The sequence below is a fragment of the Rhizobium mesosinicum genome (genome assembly GCF_019511345.1).
In the GTDB taxonomy this organism is placed as follows: Bacteria; Pseudomonadota; Alphaproteobacteria; order Rhizobiales; family Rhizobiaceae; genus Rhizobium; species Rhizobium mesosinicum.
Window position 1 is genome coordinate 662,760 of record NZ_JAEUAK010000004.1, and the last position, 18,601, is coordinate 681,360.

Annotated in this window: 14 protein-coding genes; 10 read left to right on the forward strand and 4 right to left on the reverse strand. The window is 60.1% G+C overall.

Going from position 1 to position 18,601, the window contains the following annotated elements; all coding sequences use genetic code 11:
• The first annotated feature begins 18 nt into the window (after positions 1 to 18).
• From ytfR to JNB85_RS14285, 7 genes are all read left to right on the forward strand, one after another.
• On the forward strand, positions 19 to 1,542 hold the full coding sequence (ytfR, locus tag JNB85_RS14255; protein WP_220334919.1) for a galactofuranose ABC transporter, ATP-binding protein YtfR: 1,524 nt from the start codon (positions 19 to 21) through the stop codon (positions 1,540 to 1,542).
• On the forward strand, positions 1,539 to 2,549 hold the full coding sequence (locus JNB85_RS14260) for an ABC transporter permease (protein WP_220334920.1): 1,011 nt from the start codon (positions 1,539 to 1,541) through the stop codon (positions 2,547 to 2,549). The genes ytfR and JNB85_RS14260 overlap by 4 nt, the downstream gene beginning before the upstream one ends.
• Positions 2,546 to 3,514: a galactofuranose ABC transporter, permease protein YjfF gene (yjfF, locus tag JNB85_RS14265; RefSeq protein ID WP_220334921.1), complete on the forward strand. Its 969-nt coding sequence runs from the start codon at positions 2,546 to 2,548 to the stop codon at positions 3,512 to 3,514. Before JNB85_RS14260 ends, yjfF begins: the two co-directional genes overlap by 4 nt.
• Positions 3,515 to 3,527: 13 nt before the next feature.
• Positions 3,528 to 4,301, forward strand: a complete 774-nt coding sequence (locus JNB85_RS14270) for a FadR/GntR family transcriptional regulator (RefSeq protein ID WP_220334922.1) — start codon at positions 3,528 to 3,530, stop codon at positions 4,299 to 4,301.
• Positions 4,302 to 4,364: 63 nt separating this feature from the next.
• Positions 4,365 to 5,726, forward strand: a complete 1,362-nt coding sequence (glmU, locus tag JNB85_RS14275; protein ID WP_220334923.1) for a bifunctional UDP-N-acetylglucosamine diphosphorylase/glucosamine-1-phosphate N-acetyltransferase GlmU — start codon at positions 4,365 to 4,367, stop codon at positions 5,724 to 5,726.
• Positions 5,727 to 5,834: 108 nt separating this feature from the next.
• The gene (gene glmS / locus JNB85_RS14280; RefSeq protein WP_220334924.1) at positions 5,835 to 7,661 is read left to right on the forward strand and encodes a glutamine--fructose-6-phosphate transaminase (isomerizing); all 1,827 of its coding nucleotides are present in this window, start codon (positions 5,835 to 5,837) and stop codon (positions 7,659 to 7,661) included.
• Between the two features lie 124 nt (positions 7,662 to 7,785).
• Positions 7,786 to 8,472, forward strand: a complete 687-nt coding sequence (locus tag JNB85_RS14285) for a DUF502 domain-containing protein (protein ID WP_220334925.1) — start codon at positions 7,786 to 7,788, stop codon at positions 8,470 to 8,472.
• Here the strand turns inward: JNB85_RS14285 and recG are convergent.
• On the reverse strand, positions 8,469 to 10,574 hold the full coding sequence (recG, locus tag JNB85_RS14290) for an ATP-dependent DNA helicase RecG (RefSeq protein ID WP_220334926.1): 2,106 nt from the start codon (positions 10,572 to 10,574) through the stop codon (positions 8,469 to 8,471). The two genes, JNB85_RS14285 and recG, sit on opposite strands and share 4 nt — an antisense overlap.
• 95 nt (positions 10,575 to 10,669) lie before the next feature.
• On the opposite strand from recG, the gene JNB85_RS14295 reads away from it, so the two are divergent.
• Positions 10,670 to 10,972, forward strand: coding sequence for an FAD assembly factor SdhE (locus JNB85_RS14295; protein ID WP_007811944.1), 303 nt, complete (start codon positions 10,670 to 10,672; stop codon positions 10,970 to 10,972).
• Positions 10,969 to 14,475, forward strand: a complete 3,507-nt coding sequence (mfd, locus tag JNB85_RS14300; RefSeq protein ID WP_220334927.1) for a transcription-repair coupling factor — start codon at positions 10,969 to 10,971, stop codon at positions 14,473 to 14,475. The genes JNB85_RS14295 and mfd overlap by 4 nt, the downstream gene beginning before the upstream one ends.
• A gap of 63 nt (positions 14,476 to 14,538) precedes the next feature.
• Here the strand turns inward: mfd and JNB85_RS14305 are convergent, their stop codons facing one another.
• On the reverse strand, positions 14,539 to 15,210 hold the full coding sequence (locus tag JNB85_RS14305) for a DsbA family oxidoreductase (RefSeq protein WP_220334928.1): 672 nt from the start codon (positions 15,208 to 15,210) through the stop codon (positions 14,539 to 14,541).
• 126 nt (positions 15,211 to 15,336) lie between these two features.
• Positions 15,337 to 17,139: an extracellular solute-binding protein gene (locus JNB85_RS14310; protein ID WP_220334929.1), complete on the reverse strand. Its 1,803-nt coding sequence runs from the start codon at positions 17,137 to 17,139 to the stop codon at positions 15,337 to 15,339.
• Positions 17,140 to 17,423: 284 nt separating this feature from the next.
• Here JNB85_RS14310 and JNB85_RS14315 point away from each other — a divergent pair, with 284 nt between their 5' ends.
• Positions 17,424 to 18,095 (forward strand): invasion associated locus B family protein, encoded by a 672-nt coding sequence (locus tag JNB85_RS14315; protein WP_220334930.1) that lies wholly within the window; start codon positions 17,424 to 17,426, stop codon positions 18,093 to 18,095.
• Between the two features lie 159 nt (positions 18,096 to 18,254).
• On the opposite strand, the gene hspQ is transcribed toward JNB85_RS14315, so the two are convergent.
• On the reverse strand, positions 18,255 to 18,584 hold the full coding sequence (gene hspQ / locus JNB85_RS14320; RefSeq protein ID WP_183747279.1) for a heat shock protein HspQ: 330 nt from the start codon (positions 18,582 to 18,584) through the stop codon (positions 18,255 to 18,257).
• Positions 18,585 to 18,601 lie beyond the last annotated feature (17 nt).

The following is an 18,601-nucleotide window of genomic DNA, read 5'->3' on the forward strand; positions in this document are numbered from 1 at the left end:
CAGGAAACAGCAGCCCTCATGGTTCACAATTTCGAGAATATTCTCGCAGCCTCGGCCATATCGAAATTCTTCCCCGGCGCTATCGCCCTGGATAAGGTGGATTTCACGCTGCGCCGCGGCGAGGTTCACGCGTTGCTCGGCGAAAACGGCGCCGGCAAGTCGACGCTCATCAAATGCATTACCGGCGCCTATCGTCGCGATGGCGGAAGCCTGACACTGGAAGGTCACGAGATTGATCCGGCCGATACGCTGGCCGCCCAGAAGCTCGGCATCGGCACCGTCTACCAGGAGGTCAACCTCCTCTCCAATCTCAGCGTCGCGGAAAACCTCTTCCTCGGACGCCAGCCGAAGCGTTTCGGCATGATCGATGCCCGCACCATGAACCGGAACGCCCGTGAGCTTCTGGCAGGCTACGGCCTCGATATCGATGTAACCGCGCAGCTCGACCGCTTCTCGGTCGCCGTCCAGCAGATAGTCGCAATCGCTCGCGCCGTCGATCTGTCGGGCAAGGTGCTCATTCTCGACGAGCCCACCGCCAGCCTCGATACGCACGAAGTCGAGATGCTTTTCCGCATCATAAACGACTTGAAGAAGCGCGGATTAGGCATTGTCTTCATTACTCATTTTCTCGAACAGGTTTACGCGGTCAGCGACCGCATTACCGTGCTGCGCAATGGCCGGCTTGTCGGTACGCATGAGGCCGCCGAACTGCCGCGGCAGAACCTGATCGCCATGATGCTCGGGCGCGAACTCGCCCAGGCGGAACATGCCGTCAGAGAACACACCATTGCTGCCGGCGAGGTCAAATATTCTTTCGAGGGTTTCGGAAAACGCGGAAAGGTGAAGCCCTTCGATCTCGAAGTCCGCGTCGGCGAAGTCGTCGGCGTCGCGGGGCTCCTCGGGTCGGGGCGTACGGAAACGGCCGAGCTTCTCTTCGGCATCGAAAGCGCCGATAGCGGTGTCGCCAAGATCGGCGGAAAGCCGGTGGTGCTGTCAAGTCCACGTGCTGCGATCGGCAAGGGATTCGGCTTCTGCCCGGAGGACCGCAAGACGGACGGCATTATCGGCGACCTGTCGATCCGCGAAAACATCGCTCTTGCGTTGCAGGCCCGCCGCGGCTGGGCACGGCCGCTTTCACGCGCCGAACAGAATGCAATCGCTGACGAATATATCAAGGCGCTCGATATCCGCACGACCGATCGCGAAAAGCCCATTCGGCTGCTCTCCGGCGGCAATCAGCAGAAGGCGATCCTCGCCCGCTGGCTCGCGACCAATCCGAATTTCCTGATCCTGGACGAGCCGACCCGCGGCATCGATGTCGGCGCCCATGCGGAGATCATCAAACTGATCGAGCAACTATGCGCCCGGGGCATGTCGCTGATCGTCATCTCCTCGGAACTGGAGGAACTCGTTGCCTACAGTTCACGCGTCATCGTGCTGCGCGATCGCGAACATATCGCAGAACTGACCGGGGAGCACATCAGCGCTGCCGGCATTGTCGACGCCATTGCCGCGGCCGACAAACGAACGGAGGATGCATGACTGCCTCGCTGAAGGCGCTGGGCTTTCGTCTTGCGCCACAATTGATTGCGCTTTTGGTTGTTCTTCTTTTGAATTTCAGCTTCTTCCCGCAATTTCTTGATATGATTGTTCAAAATGGCCGGCTCTATGGGAGCCTCATCGACGTGCTCAATCGTGGCGCGCCCGTGGCGTTGCTCGCCATCGGCATGACGCTCGTGATCGCCACCAAGGGCATCGACCTTTCGGTCGGTGCGGTCATTGCGATTTGCGGCGCCGTCTCAGCCTCGTCGATCGTCGAAGGCAATTCGCTTGCCTATACGCTGGCACTGACTGTTGTCGTCGGTCTGCTCTGTGGCTTCTGGAACGGCTTCCTCGTGGCCGTCCTCAATATCCAGCCGATCATCGCGACCCTCGTTCTGATGGTCGCCGGCCGCGGGATCGCGCAACTCATCACCGAAGGCGTCATTATGACCTTCAACAATGACGGGCTGATCTTTCTCGGCAGCGGCTCCTTCGCCTTCCTGCCCATGCCAGTCGTCATCTGGCTGATCGTCGGCCTGCTGGTCATCCTGCTGGTCCGCCGCACGGCGCTCGGCATGCTGATTGAGGCTGTCGGCATCAACAGGCGGGCCAGCACACTGTCTGGCGTACAGACACCTGTGCTGCTGATGGCGGTCTATATGTTAAGCGGCCTCTGCGCTTCCATCGCCGGCATCATCGTCGCCGCCGACATAAAGGGGGCGGATGCCAACAATGCCGGACTATGGCTGGAGCTCGATGCCATCCTGGCCGTGGTTGTCGGCGGCAATTCACTGCTCGGCGGCCGCTTCAGCATTATCGGGTCCCTGATCGGCGCGATGATCATCCAGGCGGTCAATACCGGCATCCTGCTGTCCGGCTTTCCGCCGGAGTTCAATCTCATCATCAAAGCGGTCATTATCCTCGTCATTCTGGTGATCCAGTCGCCAGCCATGCAATCGCTGACCAGCTTCCTGGCACGCCAGACGAACGCAGGAGGGCGCAAATGAATTCCAAATACTTGCCGCTCCTTGCGACGATCGTCATCTTCGTGCTCGCCTATGCGGTCTGCACGCTACAATATCCGAACATCTTGTCGACGCGCGTTATCGGCAACCTGCTGACCGACAACGCGTTCCTCGGCATTGCTGCGGTCGGCATGACCTTCGTCATTATCTCCGGCGGCATCGATCTGTCGATCGGGTCCATCATCGCCTTCACCGGTGTTTTTCTGGCCGTTATCCTGCAGAACACCAGCATTCACCCGCTGGCTGCTTTCGCGATCGTGCTCATCATCACGACGGCCTTCGGCGCGGTCATGGGCGTGATCATTCATTTCCTGCAGATGCCGCCCTTCATCGTGACACTTGCCGGGATGTTCCTTGCTCGCGGCATGGCCTACGTCCTGTCGATCGACAGCATTCCGATCAATCATGAATATTATTCGACGCTGACCAGCCTCTACTATCGTCTGCCGGGCGGCGGGCGCCTGACGCTGATCGGCGGCATCATGCTGATCGTTTTCGCCGCCGGTATCTTCATCGCCCATCGCACCCGCTTCGGAACCAATGTCTATGCGTTGGGCGGCGGCGTGCAGACGGCACAATTGATGGGCGTTCCGGTGGCGCGCACGACGATCCAGATCTACGCGCTGTCGGGTTTCCTGGCTGGCCTATCCGGAATCGTTTTTTCCCTATACACATCTGCCGGATATTCTCTTGCAGCGGTGGGTGTCGAACTGGACGCCATCGCGGCAGTCGTTATCGGAGGGACGCTGCTGACAGGAGGAGCGGGATTCGTGGCAGGGACCTTTATCGGTCTGCTGATCCAGGGGCTCATTCAGACTTACATTACCTTCGACGGTACGCTGTCGAGCTGGTGGACGAAAATCCTGATTGGCCTGCTGCTTTTTGCATTCATGGTAATGCAAAAAGCCATCCTTTTCCTTTCCAGTCTGAACAGGAGATATGGGTAGGAGGAGCGACGGATTGCGCAACAAAACGCTTGAAACCGGTAAGGCGGGGCGAAGAACCCAAACAAGTCACGCGCATGTCGTCGATGAACTCGGCCGGGCAATCGTTGCCGGCACCTATCCCGTCGGCACGATCCTTCCCGGAGACGGAGAGCTTGCGCAGCGCTTCAAAGTATCGCGCACGGTACTGCGTGAAACGATGAAGACGCTCGCCGCCAAAGGCATGGTCGTTGCAAAGGCGCGTGTCGGAACGCGTGTGACGGAAAAGAACTTCTGGAACATGTTCGACACCGAGATCATCTCCTGGCATTTCGCCAACGGTGTCAGTGAAGAATTTCTCCTGCAGCTTTACGATATCCGGCTGGCTTTCGAACCTTTTGCCGCGGGCCTCGTTGCGGAACGCGCAAGCCAGGAGGAGATCGAACTGTTGCGTAGTCTGGCGCTCGACATGGCCGCCAGCGGCCATACCGCCGACAGTCTGGCACTTGCCGATCTGCGGTTCCATCTCGCCGTTTCGGAAGCATCTCACAACCCCTTCATGCGCACGCTCGGCGGGCTCATCGAGGCGGCACTCGTCGGCATGTTTCGCATGAGTACGCCGCCCTCGCAGAACGGCTTCGCCAACATAGCCGAAACGCACATGCGCATCGTCGATGCCATCGCCGCGGGCAATAGCGCAGCGGCGCGCAAGGCAATGGAAGATGTCATCGTCGACGGCAGGGAACACGTTCACGAAGCCTTCTCGGCGCTCTCCGAAACCACCATTTCCTTGCCGATTTCGACTTTTTGAAGCTTCACCTTGCTGCTATGAGCGGCAGAACAGCCGATCTGCAATGGATTCTCGGAGTCTGCCATGGAACGCACCTGCCTTGCCGTCATTCTCGCCGCCGGCGACAGCACGCGGATGAAGTCCGTAAAGTCGAAGGTGCTGCATGAGGTCGCCGGCCGGCCGATGATCGCTCATGTCGTCGATGCAGTGGCCGCCACGGGAGTGTCCTCCGTTGCCCTCGTCGTCGGCCGGGATGCCGAGAAAGTGGCGAAGGCTGCCGATATCGGCGGCGTGAAGATCAGATCTTATCTGCAGGAACAGCGCCTCGGCACCGGCCACGCCGTTCTGGCGGCCCGCGAGGCGATTGCCGAGGGCTATGACGATATCCTCGTCACTTATGGCGATGTGCCGCTGCAGACGGCCGGCCCGTTGCTCGAAGCCCGTAAGGCGCTGGCCGAGGGCAGCGACATCGTCGTCATCGGTTTCCACACCGGCCGCCCGACCGGCTATGGCCGCCTGCTCGTCAAGGATGGTGAGCTGATGGCCATCCGCGAGGAGAAGGATGCGACGGATGCCGAGCGCACCGTCACCTGGTGCAACAGCGGCCTGATGGCCATCAACGGACGCAAAGCGCTCGACCTCCTGTCACGTATCGGTAACGGCAATGCCAAGGGCGAATATTATCTGACCGATCTCGTTGAGATCGCCCGCTCGCTGGGCGGCCGCGTGACCGCCGTCGATGCGCCTGAGGTCGAGATGACCGGCTGCAACAACCGTGCCGAACTTGCCGTCATCGAGCGCCTCTGGCAGGAACGCCGCCGCCAGGAGTTGATGCTCTCCGGCGTAACGATGATCGCCCCGGAAACGGTCTTCCTCTCCTATGACACCGTGATCGGCCAGGATGCGCTGATCGAGCCGAACGTCGTCTTCGGCCCCGGGGCCGTTATCGATAGCGGCGTTGTCATCCATGCCTTCTCGCATATCGAAGGCGCGCATGTGAGCGAAGGCGCGACCGTCGGTCCTTTTGCGCGCCTGCGGCCTGGTGCGGATCTCGCCATCGGCTCCAAGGTCGGCAATTTCTGTGAGGTCAAGAACGGCAAGATCGGCGAGGGCGCCAAGGTCAACCACCTGACCTATATCGGCGATGCCGTCATCGGCTCGGGCACCAATATCGGCGCGGGCACGATCACCTGCAACTATGACGGGGTGAACAAGTTCGAGACGGTTATAGGCAGGGATGCCTTCATCGGTTCGAACTCTTCGCTGGTTGCACCCGTGACGATCGGCGACAGCGCCTATATCGCTTCGGGCAGCGTCATCACGTCCGATGTGCCCGCAGAAGCGCTTGCCTTTGGCCGTGCCAGACAGGAGATAAAGCCTGAGCGGGCAAAGCTGCTGCATGAGCGGGCGCTCGCCATCAAGGCGGCGAAGAAAGCCAAGGGCTGAACCTTCTTCCGTAACGCGCGGAAATCGAAAGTGACCGCCGTACCAATTGAGAAATAAGCGGGAATCGCTAGGACTGGCGTCGATATTGAGGCCTGAGGGGATGTTTGCATGTGCGGAATTGTAGGGATCGTCGGAAATGCGCCAGTTGCAGGCCGTCTTGTCGATGCGTTGAAGCGGCTGGAATATCGCGGTTACGATTCCGCCGGCGTCGCCACGATCCATGAGGGCGTCATGGATCGCCGCCGTGCCGAGGGTAAGCTCTTCAATCTGGAAAAGCGTCTCGATAGCGAGCCGCTGCCGGGAACGACCGGCATCGCCCATACACGCTGGGCAACCCATGGCGTGCCGAACGAGACCAACGCCCATCCGCATTTCGTCGAAGGCGTAGCCGTCGTCCACAATGGCATCATCGAGAACTTTTCTGAACTGCGCGATGAACTGAGCCGTGAAGGAGCGAGCTTCGAAAGCCAGACTGACACGGAAGTCGTTGCTCATCTGATGGCGAAGTATTTGCGCGAGGGTCTTTCTGCGCGCGAAGCCATGCTGAAGATGCTGAACCGCGTCACCGGCGCCTATGCGCTCGCCGTCATGCTGAAGAGCGATCCCGGCACCATCATGGCTGCGCGATCCGGCCCGCCGCTTGCTGTCGGCTACGGCAAGGGGGAGATGTTCCTTGGCTCGGACGCCATTGCGCTATCGCCCTTCACCAATGAGATTACCTATCTCGTCGATGGCGATTGGGCGATCATCACGCGTGATGGTGCGACCGTGCTCGATTTTTCCGGCAAGGTGGTTAAGCGTCCGCGCCAGATTTCGCAGGCGACCGTCTATGTCGTCGACAAGGGAAATCACCGCCATTTCATGGAAAAGGAAATCTACGAGCAGCCGGAGGTCATCTCCCACGCGCTGAGCCACTACGTGGACTTCGCTGCCAACACGATCAGCCCGAATGCATCTGCCATCGATTTCAAAGCCGCGACCGGCCTTGCTATCTCGGCCTGCGGCACGGCCTATCTTGCCGGCTTGATCGGCAAATACTGGTTCGAGCGCTATGCGCGCCTGCCTGTCGAAATCGATGTTGCCTCTGAGTTCCGCTACCGCGAAATGCCGCTGCAGCCGTCGCAGGCAGCGCTCTTCATCTCGCAGTCGGGCGAGACTGCCGATACTCTGGCGTCGCTTCGCTACTGCAAAGACAACGGCCTGAAGATCGGTGCAGTCGTCAACGTGCGGGAATCGACCATCGCCCGCGAATCCGACGCCGTCTTCCCGATCATGGCCGGGCCGGAAATCGGCGTCGCCTCCACCAAGGCCTTCACCTGCCAGCTTGCCGTGCTTGCTTCGCTCGCAATCGGCGCCGGCCGCGCCCGCGGCACCATAAGCGCCGACGACGAGAAGCCGATGGTGCGCCATCTGGCCGAAATGCCGCGCATCATGAGCCGGGTCCTGAACCTCATCCAACCGCAGATGGAAGGCCTGTCGCGCGAGCTCTCAAAGTGCAAGGACGTGCTTTACCTCGGCCGCGGCACCAGCTTCCCGCTTGCCATGGAAGGTGCGCTGAAGCTCAAGGAAATCTCCTATATCCACGCGGAAGGCTATGCCGCCGGCGAGCTGAAGCATGGGCCGATCGCGTTGATCGACGAAAACATGCCCGTCATCGTCATCGCACCCTATGACCGTTTCTTCGAAAAGACCGTCTCCAACATGCAGGAAGTCGCAGCCCGTGGCGGCCGGATCATCTTCATCACCGATGAGAACGGTGCAGCTGCTTCGAAACTGCCGACGATGGCGACGATCACGCTTCCGAATGTCGATGAGATCATCTCGCCGATGATCTTCTCGCTACCGATCCAACTGCTCGCCTACCATACGGCGGTCTTCATGGGCACGGACGTCGACCAACCACGGAATCTCGCAAAATCGGTGACTGTGGAGTAAGTCTTCACAAGCTGAAACAGGTTGTGTGGTAGCACGAATTCTGGCAATTTTGAGCCTGCAGACACAGGGGGAAGGCCGGTTGCCCCGGCCCGTCTAAAGACAGAAGCGGAGTTCATCAGGAAAGATGACCGAGAAGCCCCCCCGAGTGCCGGTCGCAATGCGGCTGAGGAATAATTTTCTCGCCGGCCTTATCATCTGCGCACCGATCGCGATCACCATCTGGCTGACCTGGACCTTCATCCATTGGTCGGACAGTTGGGTGCGACCCTATATCCCGGCGCGCTGGAATCCGGAAAGCTACATAAATTTCGCCATTCCCGGCTTCGGTCTGCTGACCGCGGTGATTATCATCACGATCGTTGGCTTCCTCGGCAAAAACCTCATCGGTCAGAGCATCGTCCGCTTCGGCGAATCTATCGTTCAGCGTATGCCGCTGGTGCGCACCATCTACAGAAGCGTGAAGCAGATATTCGAAACGGTGCTGAAGGAACAGTCGAATTCCTTCAAGAAGGTCGGCCTCATCGAGTATCCGGGGCCGGGGCTCTGGGCGCTCGTCTTCATCGCTACCGATGTCAAGGGTGAGGTCGCGTCGAAATTCAATGCGATGGGGCAGGATATGGTAGCCGTTTTCCTGCCGCCGACGCCGGTGCCGACAGCGGGTTTCCTTATCTTCGTGCCCCGCGAGAAGATCGTCATGCTCGACATGAACCCGGAGGATGCCGCCAAGTTCCTGATATCTGGCGGCCTCGTCGCTCCTGAACATCTGCCGGTCGTCCGCCCCAAACCAAAAGCAATATCCAAGGTCGACTAACCGGCTCTGAGGAACCGGATCGCTTCATCTCGACGGAAGAGGTAGAGCAGGGTGCGAACTGCCTCGCCGCGCTCGCTCGTCAGTTCCGGATCGCGCTCGATCAGATAGGCCGCGTCCCTGCGAGCGATTTCCAAGAGATCGGCATGCGCCTCGAGGCTTGCGATACGAAAGCCCGGCGTGCCCGATTGCCGCGTACCCAGAAGTTCACCTTCGCCGCGCAGCTTCAAGTCCTCTTCCGCAATCCGAAAGCCGTCTTCCGTCTCGCGCATGATGGAGAGCCGCGCATGCCCCGTCTCGCCGAGCGGTCCCTTGTAGAGTAGGATACAGGTCGAGGCCTCGTCGCCACGTCCGACACGCCCGCGAAGCTGGTGTAGCTGCGCCAACCCGAAACGCTCCGCATGTTCAATCACCATGATCGTCGCGTCAGGCACGTCGACTCCGACTTCCACGACGGTCGTCGCCACCAGCAGCCGCAATTCGCCGTTCTTGAAGGCAAGCATCACCGCATCCTTTTCCGGCCCGCTCATCCGTCCGTGAATAAGACCGATGCCGGGGCCGAGCGCCGAGACGAGCGTCGCATGTCGCTCCTCCACCGACATCAGATCGACTTCTTCGGATTCTTCGACCAGCGGGCAGATCCAGTAGGCCTTCTTGCCTTCCGAGAGCGCACTCTTCAGCCGGCCGACGATCTCACCGGTCCGCTCGGTCGGAATGGTGATGGTGGTGATTGGCTTTCGTCCGGCGGGTTTTTCGGTCAGCTTCGAGACATCCATATCGCCGAAGGCTGCCAGCACCAGCGTGCGCGGAATCGGCGTTGCCGTCATGACCAGCATATGCGGGGAGATGCCCTTTGCTGTCAGCCGCAGGCGCTGGTGTACGCCGAAACGATGCTGCTCGTCGACAACGGCCAGCATCAGGTTCTTGTAGTTGACACTATCTTGGAAGAGAGCGTGCGTGCCGATAATGATTTGTGCTTCGCCCGACGCAATACGTTCGAGAATATCTTCCCGCTCGCGGCCTTTGGTGCGGCCCGTCAGCACCTCGACGCCAAGGCCCGCGGCATCAGCGAATTTTGAGATCGTTGCATGATGCTGGCGGGCAAGAATTTCCGTCGGCGCCATCAGCACCGCCTGTCCGCCACTCTCGATGACGGCGGCCATCGATAGCAGCGCGACGAGAGTCTTGCCGGAGCCGACATCGCCTTGCAGCAGCCGCAGCATGCGCTCATCGCCGGCCATGTCCTTCAGGACGTCGGCAACAGCCTCCGTCTGGCTGCGAGTCGGTGAAAAAGGAAGGCTTTGCAATATCTTGCCGCTGACTTTTCCAGTGGGATGTACGGGTTGCCCGGCGACTTTGCGCAGTCGCTGGCGCACCAGCGCAAGCGACAGCTGGCCGGCCAGAAATTCGTCATAGGCTAGCCTGCGGCGGGCCGGGGTCTGCGGATCTATGTCAGAGGTATCCCGCGGCTCGTGCAGCATGTGGAAGCTGTCGCGGATCGACGGCAGGCCCTGTTTCTGCGCCAGTGAAAGGTCGATCCATTCCGGCAGCTCCGGCATGCGCGGCAGCGCCGCCTCAATGATCTTGCGCAGCATCTTCGGTGAAAGCCCCGCCGTCAGCGGATAGATCGGCTCGACCAGCGGCAGGTTCTCGCCCTCGCTCGCCTTGACGATATAATCCGGATGGACCATCGAGGCGCGGCCATTGAACCAGTCCACCTTGCCGCTGACAGTTACTTCCTCATCGATCGGCAACTGTTTTTCCAGCCATGCTGCCTGCCCGCGGAAGAAGACGAGGGTCAGCTCGCCGGTCTCGTCATGCAGGAAGACCCGGTAGGGAACGTTGCGATTGCCGCGCGGCGGTGCCTGATGCCGGTCCACGCGCGCTGTAATCGTCACAATGGCGCCTTGCGGCGCGCGGGCGATACCCGGCTGGTTGCGCCGGTCGATCAGCGAGGAGGGCGCATGGAACAGGAGATCGATGACCCGGCAATCTTCGGGCGTCTCGCGTCCGAGCAGCTTGACGAAGAGCTCCGAGATCTTTGGGCCGACGCCAGGAAGGCCCGAAACGGGGGAAAATAGCGGATCGAGAATGGCGGGGCGCATAGGCGCCAAAATGCGATGAACAATAGGGCCTTGGCAAGGCTGACAAGCCGCTTTTGAGAGTCTATAGAGGCGCATCAACAAAGAAGGTGAATGCCATGACAGGTGTAACGCTCACGAGCGCCGGTCTTGACCCGCGCCGCCGCCGGATTCTTTTCCGCTGCTGGCATCGCGGTATCAGAGAGATGGATCTTGTCTTCGGTCAGTTCGCTGAAAACGAACTTCCCACCATGAGCGAAGCCGAGCTCGACGAGTTCGAGACGATCATGGCCGAGGAGGACAATGATCTCGTGCGCTGGATCATGGGAACCTGGCCGACGCCCGAGCATTTAAAGACACCCATGTTTGCCCGCATCGCCGCCTATAAGCCCGATTTCGACACGCCCCGGATGCCTGAATGATCCCTGGTTTTGACGCCAAGAAGCTCGCAGCCGCCGCCGAGCCGCTGACGATCGGCAACGTGCCTGCGGGCATGGAACCGCTGCTGCTTGCCGAGCTCGCCCGCAACGGCGAACCCGTTGCCTATGTGCTGTCGGACGGTCATCGCATGGCCGACCTGGAGCAGATGCTGGGCTTCGTCGCTCCCGATATCCCGGTCCTGACACTGCCAGCCTGGGATTGTCTTCCCTATGACCGTGTGTCGCCGAGCGCTGATACCTCGGCACGCCGTCTGGCTGCACTCTCTGGTTTGATCGCGCACCGTAAGAAGCCGCATGCTGCAATCGTGCTGGTGACAGTCAATGCCATGTTGCAGAAGGTGGCGCCGCAGGACATCATCGAAAGCCTGACTTTCTCGGCGCGCCCTGGCAATCAGGTCCGCATGGACGATATTGCCGGCCGGCTGGAGCGCAACGGCTTCGAGCGCGTGGCAACCGTGCGCGAAGTCGGCGAATATGCCGTGCGCGGCGGCATTCTGGATGTGTTTGTTCCTGGGTCGGAAGAGCCCGTCCGCCTCGATTTCTTCGGTGATACGCTGGAGAGCATCCGCAGCTTCGATCCAGCCAGCCAGCGCACGATCGGCCAAGTCCGCTCCCTCGATCTCAACCCGATGAGCGAGGTGACGCTGACGCCGGATACGATCAGCCGATTTCGCAAGAACTACCTCTCCACCTTCGGTGCTGCCACCCGCGACGATGCGCTCTACCTCGCCGTATCAGAAGGTCGCCGCTATCCCGGCATGGAACACTGGCTGCCGCTGTTCTACGAGAAGCTGGATACGGTGTTTGACTACCTCTCCGGCTTCAGCATCGTCACCGATCATACCGTGCGTGAGGCGGCCGAAGAGCGTTCCAAGCTCGTCTATGACTACTATGATGCGCGCTTGAATTCCGGCCAGCCGGGCAAGGGCCAGATGGCGCAGGGCACGCCCTATAAGCCGGTCTCGCCCGGTCAGCTCTATCTCGACAGCAAGACCTTCGCGCGCACGCTCGATGCGATCAGCACTATTAGGGTCTCTCCCTTCAACGAGCATGAGGGCGAGGCACGCCACGTCGTTAATCTCGATGCGCGCCAGGGGCCGCGATGGGCGCGCTCCAATGCCGAAGGCGGCGGCGATGCCGAGCGCATCAACGTCTTCGACGTGGTCGTCAAGCACATCGCCGATAGACGTGCCGGCGGTGCGAAGATCGTCATCACCGCCTGGACCGAGGGGTCGCTCGAGCGCCTGCTGCAGGTGCTGAACGAACACGGTCTCGAACGCGTCAAGCCGGTTACCGCGCTGAAGGATGTTTCGGGCCTCGCGAAAGGCGAGGCGGCAGCAGCCGTTCTCAGCCTCGAATCCGGTTTCGAGACCGGCGATCTTATCATCATCGGCGAGCAGGATATTCTCGGCGACCGTATGGTGCGCCGCTCTCGCCGCAGGAAGCGTGCGGCAGACTTCATCTCCGAAGTCGCCGGCCTGGACGAAGGATCGATCGTCGTTCACGCCGAACACGGCATCGGCCGTTTCGTTGGCCTTCGCACCATCGAGGCCGCCGGTGCGCCGCATGCCTGCCTCGAGCTGCAATATGCAGATGATGCCAAGCTCTTCCTGCCGGTCGAAAACATCGATCTCCTGTCACGGTTTGGTGGTGAGGGCACGGAGGTCCAGCTCGATAAGCTCGGCGGCGGCGCATGGCAGATGCGCAAGGCCAAGCTCAAGCGCCGCCTGCTCGATATGGCCGACGCGCTGATTCGCATCGCCGCCGAGCGTCTGACGCGCCAAGCGCCGGTGCTGACGACGCCGGAGGGGCTCTATGACGAATTCGCTGCCCGTTTCCCCTATGACGAAACGGAAGATCAGGAGAACGCCATCGAGGCCGTGCGCGGAGATCTCGGTGCCGGCCGGCCGATGGATCGCCTCGTCTGCGGCGACGTCGGCTTCGGCAAGACCGAGGTTGCACTGCGCGCTGCCTTCGTTGCGGCCATGAATGGTGTGCAGGTCGCCGTCGTCGTGCCGACGACGCTGCTCTCCCGCCAACATTTCAAGACTTTCTCCGAGCGCTTCCGCGGTCTGCCGATCCGCATCCAGCAGGCCTCGCGCCTTGTCGGCTCCAAGGACCTGGCGCTGACGAAAAAGGAAGTGGCCGAAGGCAAGACGGATATCGTCGTCGGCACGCATGCGCTGCTCGGCGCCGGCATCAAGTTCGCCAACCTCGGCCTGCTGATCATTGACGAGGAGCAGCATTTCGGCGTCAAGCACAAGGAACGGCTGAAGGAGCTGAAGAGCGACGTGCACGTCCTGACGCTCTCGGCAACGCCGATCCCGCGCACGCTACAGCTTGCCATGACCGGCGTGCGCGAACTCTCGCTCATCACTACGCCGCCGGTCGACCGCATGGCGGTGCGCACGTTCATCTCGCCCTTCGACAGCCTCGTCATCCGCGAAACGCTGATGCGCGAGCACTATCGCGGCGGCCAGAGCTTCTATGTCTGCCCACGCCTCGCCGATCTGGAAGACGTTCACGCCTTTCTGCGGTCCGATGTGCCGGAATTGAAGGTTGCCGTCGCCCACGGCCAGATGCCGGCCAGCGAGCTGGAAGACATCATGAACGCCTTCTACGAAGGCCGCTACGATGTGCTGCTCTCGACGACCATCGTCGAATCCGGTCTCGATGTGCCGACGGCCAATACGCTGATCGTCCACCGCGCCGATATGTTCGGCCTCGCGCAGCTCTACCAGTTGCGCGGCCGTGTCGGACGCTCCAAGGTGCGCGCCTTCGCGCTCTTCACCCTGCCGGTCAACAAGGTGCTGACCGCAACTGCCGAGCGCCGCCTCAAGGTGCTGCAGTCGCTGGATACGCTCGGCGCCGGATTCCAGCTGGCAAGCCACGACCTTGATATCCGCGGTGCCGGCAACCTGCTCGGCGAGGAACAGTCCGGCCATATCAAGGAAGTCGGTTTCGAGCTTTACCAGCAGATGCTGGAAGAGGCGGTCGCCGAGGTAAAGGGTGTCGACGAGATCCAGGATACCGGCTGGTCGCCGCAGATATCCGTCGGCACGACCGTGATGATCCCGGAAGGTTACGTGCCCGACCTGCATCTGCGCATGGCGCTCTACCGCCGCCTTGGCGAACTCACGGATCTGAAGGAGATCGACGGCTTCGGTGCGGAGATGATCGACCGCTTCGGCCCGATGCCGGTAGAGGTCCAGCACCTGCTCAAGATCGTCTACATCAAGTCGCTCTGCCGTACTGCCAATGTCGAGAAACTCGATGCCGGCCCCAAGGGTGTCGTCGTGCAGTTTCGCAACAAGGAGTTCCCGAACCCGGCCAATCTCGTCGGTTATATCGGCAAGCAGGGTGCCATGGCGAAGATCCGCCCCGACCACAGCCTGTTCCTGACCCGCGACTTGCCAACCCCCGAGAAGCGCCTGCAAGGTGCTGCCGTGATTATGACGCAGCTTGCCGAGCTCGCGAAAAGCTGAGGGCAGTCCAGCAAAAACCGGACTGCCCCGACTGCGTTTTCAGTTTACCTATGATCACGCGCGTCAATTCATCCCGGCGCGTGCTTCGGCCTTCGCTGCGGCAATTTCCCTGAGAGCGCCTGCCAGCACATCCGGTGTCTGTGCGCCGCTGACGGCATACTGCTGGTCGAAGATGAAGAATGGCACGCCGTTGACGCCCATGCGCTGCGCTGCGTCGATTTCCGAGAGAATGACGCTGCTGTCGGCGTCCGAAGCGAGCAGCGCGGCAATGACGGGACGCTGCAGACCGGCCTTTTCGGCGATATCGAGCAACACGTCGTGATCGCCGACGTTGCGGCCCTCCTCGAAATTAGCCTTGAACAGCGCCGAGACGACGGCCTCCTGCTTCTGCCGGTCCTCGACACCAGCCCAGTGGATCAGGCGGTGCGCATCGAGCGTGTTCGGCCCTATCTTGATAGCCTCGAAATTGAACTTGATGCCGACGTCGCGGCCATAGCCGGTCAACATCTTGTGTGCTTCGGCCACGCGTTCTGCGCCACCGAGTTTCTGCTCCAGCATCTTTTTCTGGTCGACTCCTTCGGGCGGGTAATCCGGGTTGAGGCGATAGGGACGCCAGTTGATATCGACGCCGATTTCATCCTGCACCTCAGCGATCGCCAATTCCAACCGCGCCTTGCCGAGATAGCACCAGGGGCAGACGACATCGGAGACAACGTCGATGGTGATGCGTTCCATTGTAATTCCTTATTCTGCCATCCCTCAATGACGGTTGGCTCGATCGCATAGAAGATGTTCTCGACGACCTTTAGAGGAAGGTCGAGATAAGAGAAAGAAAATAGAAGGACGCATCTGATGATGTGATTATTGCGCGCTCGTATCCCACCATGTCTGCAGCTGATAGCCATAGAGCGGCACCGCATCCGGATGACCGATGCGCTTGTTGCGCGCAACCCACTGCTGATCGATGTGGTATAAAGGTAACACATAGTGATTGGAGATCAGCAGCCGATCAAAGGAGCGCACGGAAGCCGTGAAATCCTCGGCCGAACGCGCCCGCAACAGATGGTCGATCAACGTGTCGAGACCGGGATCATTGGCGCCAGCAAAGCTGTCTGTACCCTCGCGCGTGCGTGCGGCCGACGACCAGCGGCCAAGCTGCTCGTTCCCGGGCGACAGCGAGGAAGTATAGGCTTTCATGATCATGTCGTAGTCGAAACTGTTCGTCCGGCTCTGATATTGAGAATCGTCGACGGTGCGGATCGATGCCGCGACGCCGATCGTCTGTAGCGATCGCTGGTAGGCGACGGCGAGTTTTTCCTGATCGGGATTTTGCGTCATGATCTCGAAGGCAAGCTGCTTGCCGCTCGCATCCGCCATCTTGCCTCCCTGGATCGTATAGCCCCCTTGTTTGAGGAGGTCGACGGCCTGCTTCAGCACCTTGCGGTCGCGTCCCGAGCCGTCTGTCACCGGCAGCTTATAGCTGCCGTCGAGGATCGCGGGGTCGATCTGGTCCTTGATCGGCCCGAGCAGCGCCAGCTCACGCGCATCCGCCGGCACGCCAAAGCTCGATAGATCGGAATTCTGCCAGAAGCTCTGTGTGCGCTTATAGGCGCCGGAATAGAGGTTCTTGTTGGCCCATTCGAAATCGAAGACCAGCGACAGACCTTCGCGCACCTTGATATCGCTAAAGATCGGCCGCCGCGTATTGAAGACGAAGCCGAGCATGCCGCTCGGCAGTTTCGGCTTGAACACATCCTTCACGACCACGCCCGACGTTGCCGCCGGGAAATCATACGCGTTTGCCCAATGCCCCGGATTGCCTTCCAAATAGATATCAACGTCGCCTTTCTTGAAGGCCTCGAAAAGCGTTGTGTCCTGCAGGAAATACTGCACGGTAAGCCGGTCGTAATTGTCCATGCCGACCTTGGCCGGAATATCCTTGCCCCAATAGTTCGGGTCGCGCTCGTAGGTGATGCTTTCTCCCGGCTTCAGGCTCTTGATCTTGTAGGGACCGGAGCCGATGGGTGGCGTGAGCGTGCTGCGGTCGAAGCTATCGAGGTCGATCGCATGCTTCGGCAGGATCGGAAACAGGCCGAAGATCATCGGCGTTTCGCGGTCTGCCTTGTCGTTGAAGGTGAAACGCACGCTGTGATCTCCAACCTTTTCCATCTTGGAAACGAGATTGAGGCGGCTGGAGAACGGCACACGTCCCTTGTCGCGCAGCAGCTCGAAGGAAAAGATCACATCTTCGGGCGTAACCGGCTGCCCGTCCGACCACTTGGCTTTTGGATTGAGATTGAACTGAATGAAGGTGCGGTCTTCATCCCATTCCACCGTTTCCGCCAGCAGGCCGTAGAGTGTGAAGGGCTCGTCACTCGAACGCTGCAGCATGGATTCATAGACGAGGTTACCGAATTGCGGATCCCACATGCCGCGCGCCGTTGTGCGCATGCTTTTCAGGATAAAGGGATTCAGGCTGTCGAAAGTGCCGACCACGCCATAGGTGATTTTCCCGCCCTTCTTCACATCGGGATTGACGTAAGGGAAGTGCTTGTAGTCGGCAGGCAGCGCCGGCGTGCCGTGCATGGCAATACTATGCACGGGCTCTGCAACGGCGGCGCCGGCTATAAGCGTGAAAGCGGTGAGGAGGGTGATCCGAAGCATTCTGTAATTCCTCGATGCGTGGCGACGGGCACGATTCGCCGGAAGGGTAGCATGGGAGCACCCAATTCCAACCGCGGCCGCCGCTTTCTTTACCTATGTGCCAAAATGCCCGCGAAATTGCCAAAGAAATGCTGGATATCTTCAACGCTGCGATGTAACAGGTGACCCGAAGTTTTGGGGTCATGCATTTGCCTTAATTTTTTAAGAGGTGGAGTGCCGAACGACCCGGTGGTAGGGGCGGCCGAACGTAGCCCCGAAACGGATATCAGGAGACGGAATTCGTTATGATGTTCAAGTCTGAAAAGAAAATGCGGGCAGCACTGTCCGTTATGGCAGTGATCTTCGGCGCTTCGGCTCCGGTTTCGTCCTTCGCACAGGATGCAGCCGCCCAGGCTCCGGCAGCGTCGGCTGACGCGCCCGCACAGGCCGCAGGTGCACCGCGCCTCGGCTGGTACAAGACCTGCAGCAAGCAGGAAGACAACGACATCTGCGTTGTTCAGAACCTGGTTCTCGCCAATGGCGGCCAGCTGGTGACGGCTGTTGGTCTCATCTCGGTTTCCGGCAAGATCAACCGCAAAATCCTTCAGGTTTCTGTTCCGGCCGCACGCCTGATCCCGCCGGGCATCGCTATGCAGATTGACGGCGGCAAGGCTCAGAAGCTCGACTACGCCGTCTGCCTGCCGGACAAGTGCACGGCTGAGATCCCGCTGACGGACGCCATGGTCACAAGCCTCAAGAAGGGCACGGACGTGGTCTTCACCTCGATCAACTTCCGCCGCGCTCCGAACCCGATCAAGGTTTCGCTCGAAGGTTTCACCGGCGCTTATGACGGCGAACCGGTTTCCGAATCGAAGCTCGCCGAAAGCCAGCGCAGCCTGCAGGACAGCATGCAGAAGAAGGCCGAAGAAGCCCGCAAGAAGCTGGAAGACGCCCAGAAGGCGGCAAAGGCCCAGTAATCGGGCCTTTCATGAATTGACGAAAAACCCGGCTTCAGGCCGGGTTTTTTTGTCGCTAAAGCATGTCGCGCGAAAGTGTGCAGCGTTTTTGCGATAACATGTGAGAAAAGAAAGGGCCCCGACATGCGGGGCCTTTCCATGCCGGTTATGTGATCCGACTTAATGGGCGAAGCTCATCTTGGGTTTGAACTGGCCTGTCGGGCTGCGGTCGAAGATCTGCTCGACCTGCGGATTGCGAAGCGGCATATCGCTTTCGTCGCTTATCAGGTTCTGCTCGGAGACGTAGGCGACATATTCGCTATCGTCGTTTTCGGCAAGCAGATGGTAAAACGGCTGGTCTTTGCTGGGGCGGACTTCCGCGGGAATGGAATTCCACCATTCTTCCGTATTCGCGAACTCCGGATCAACGTCGAAGATGACACCGCGAAACGGAAAAACCTTGTGCCGGACCACTTCGCCTATACTGAACTTTGCAACTCTTTCTTTCATGGTACGACTTCCTTTCT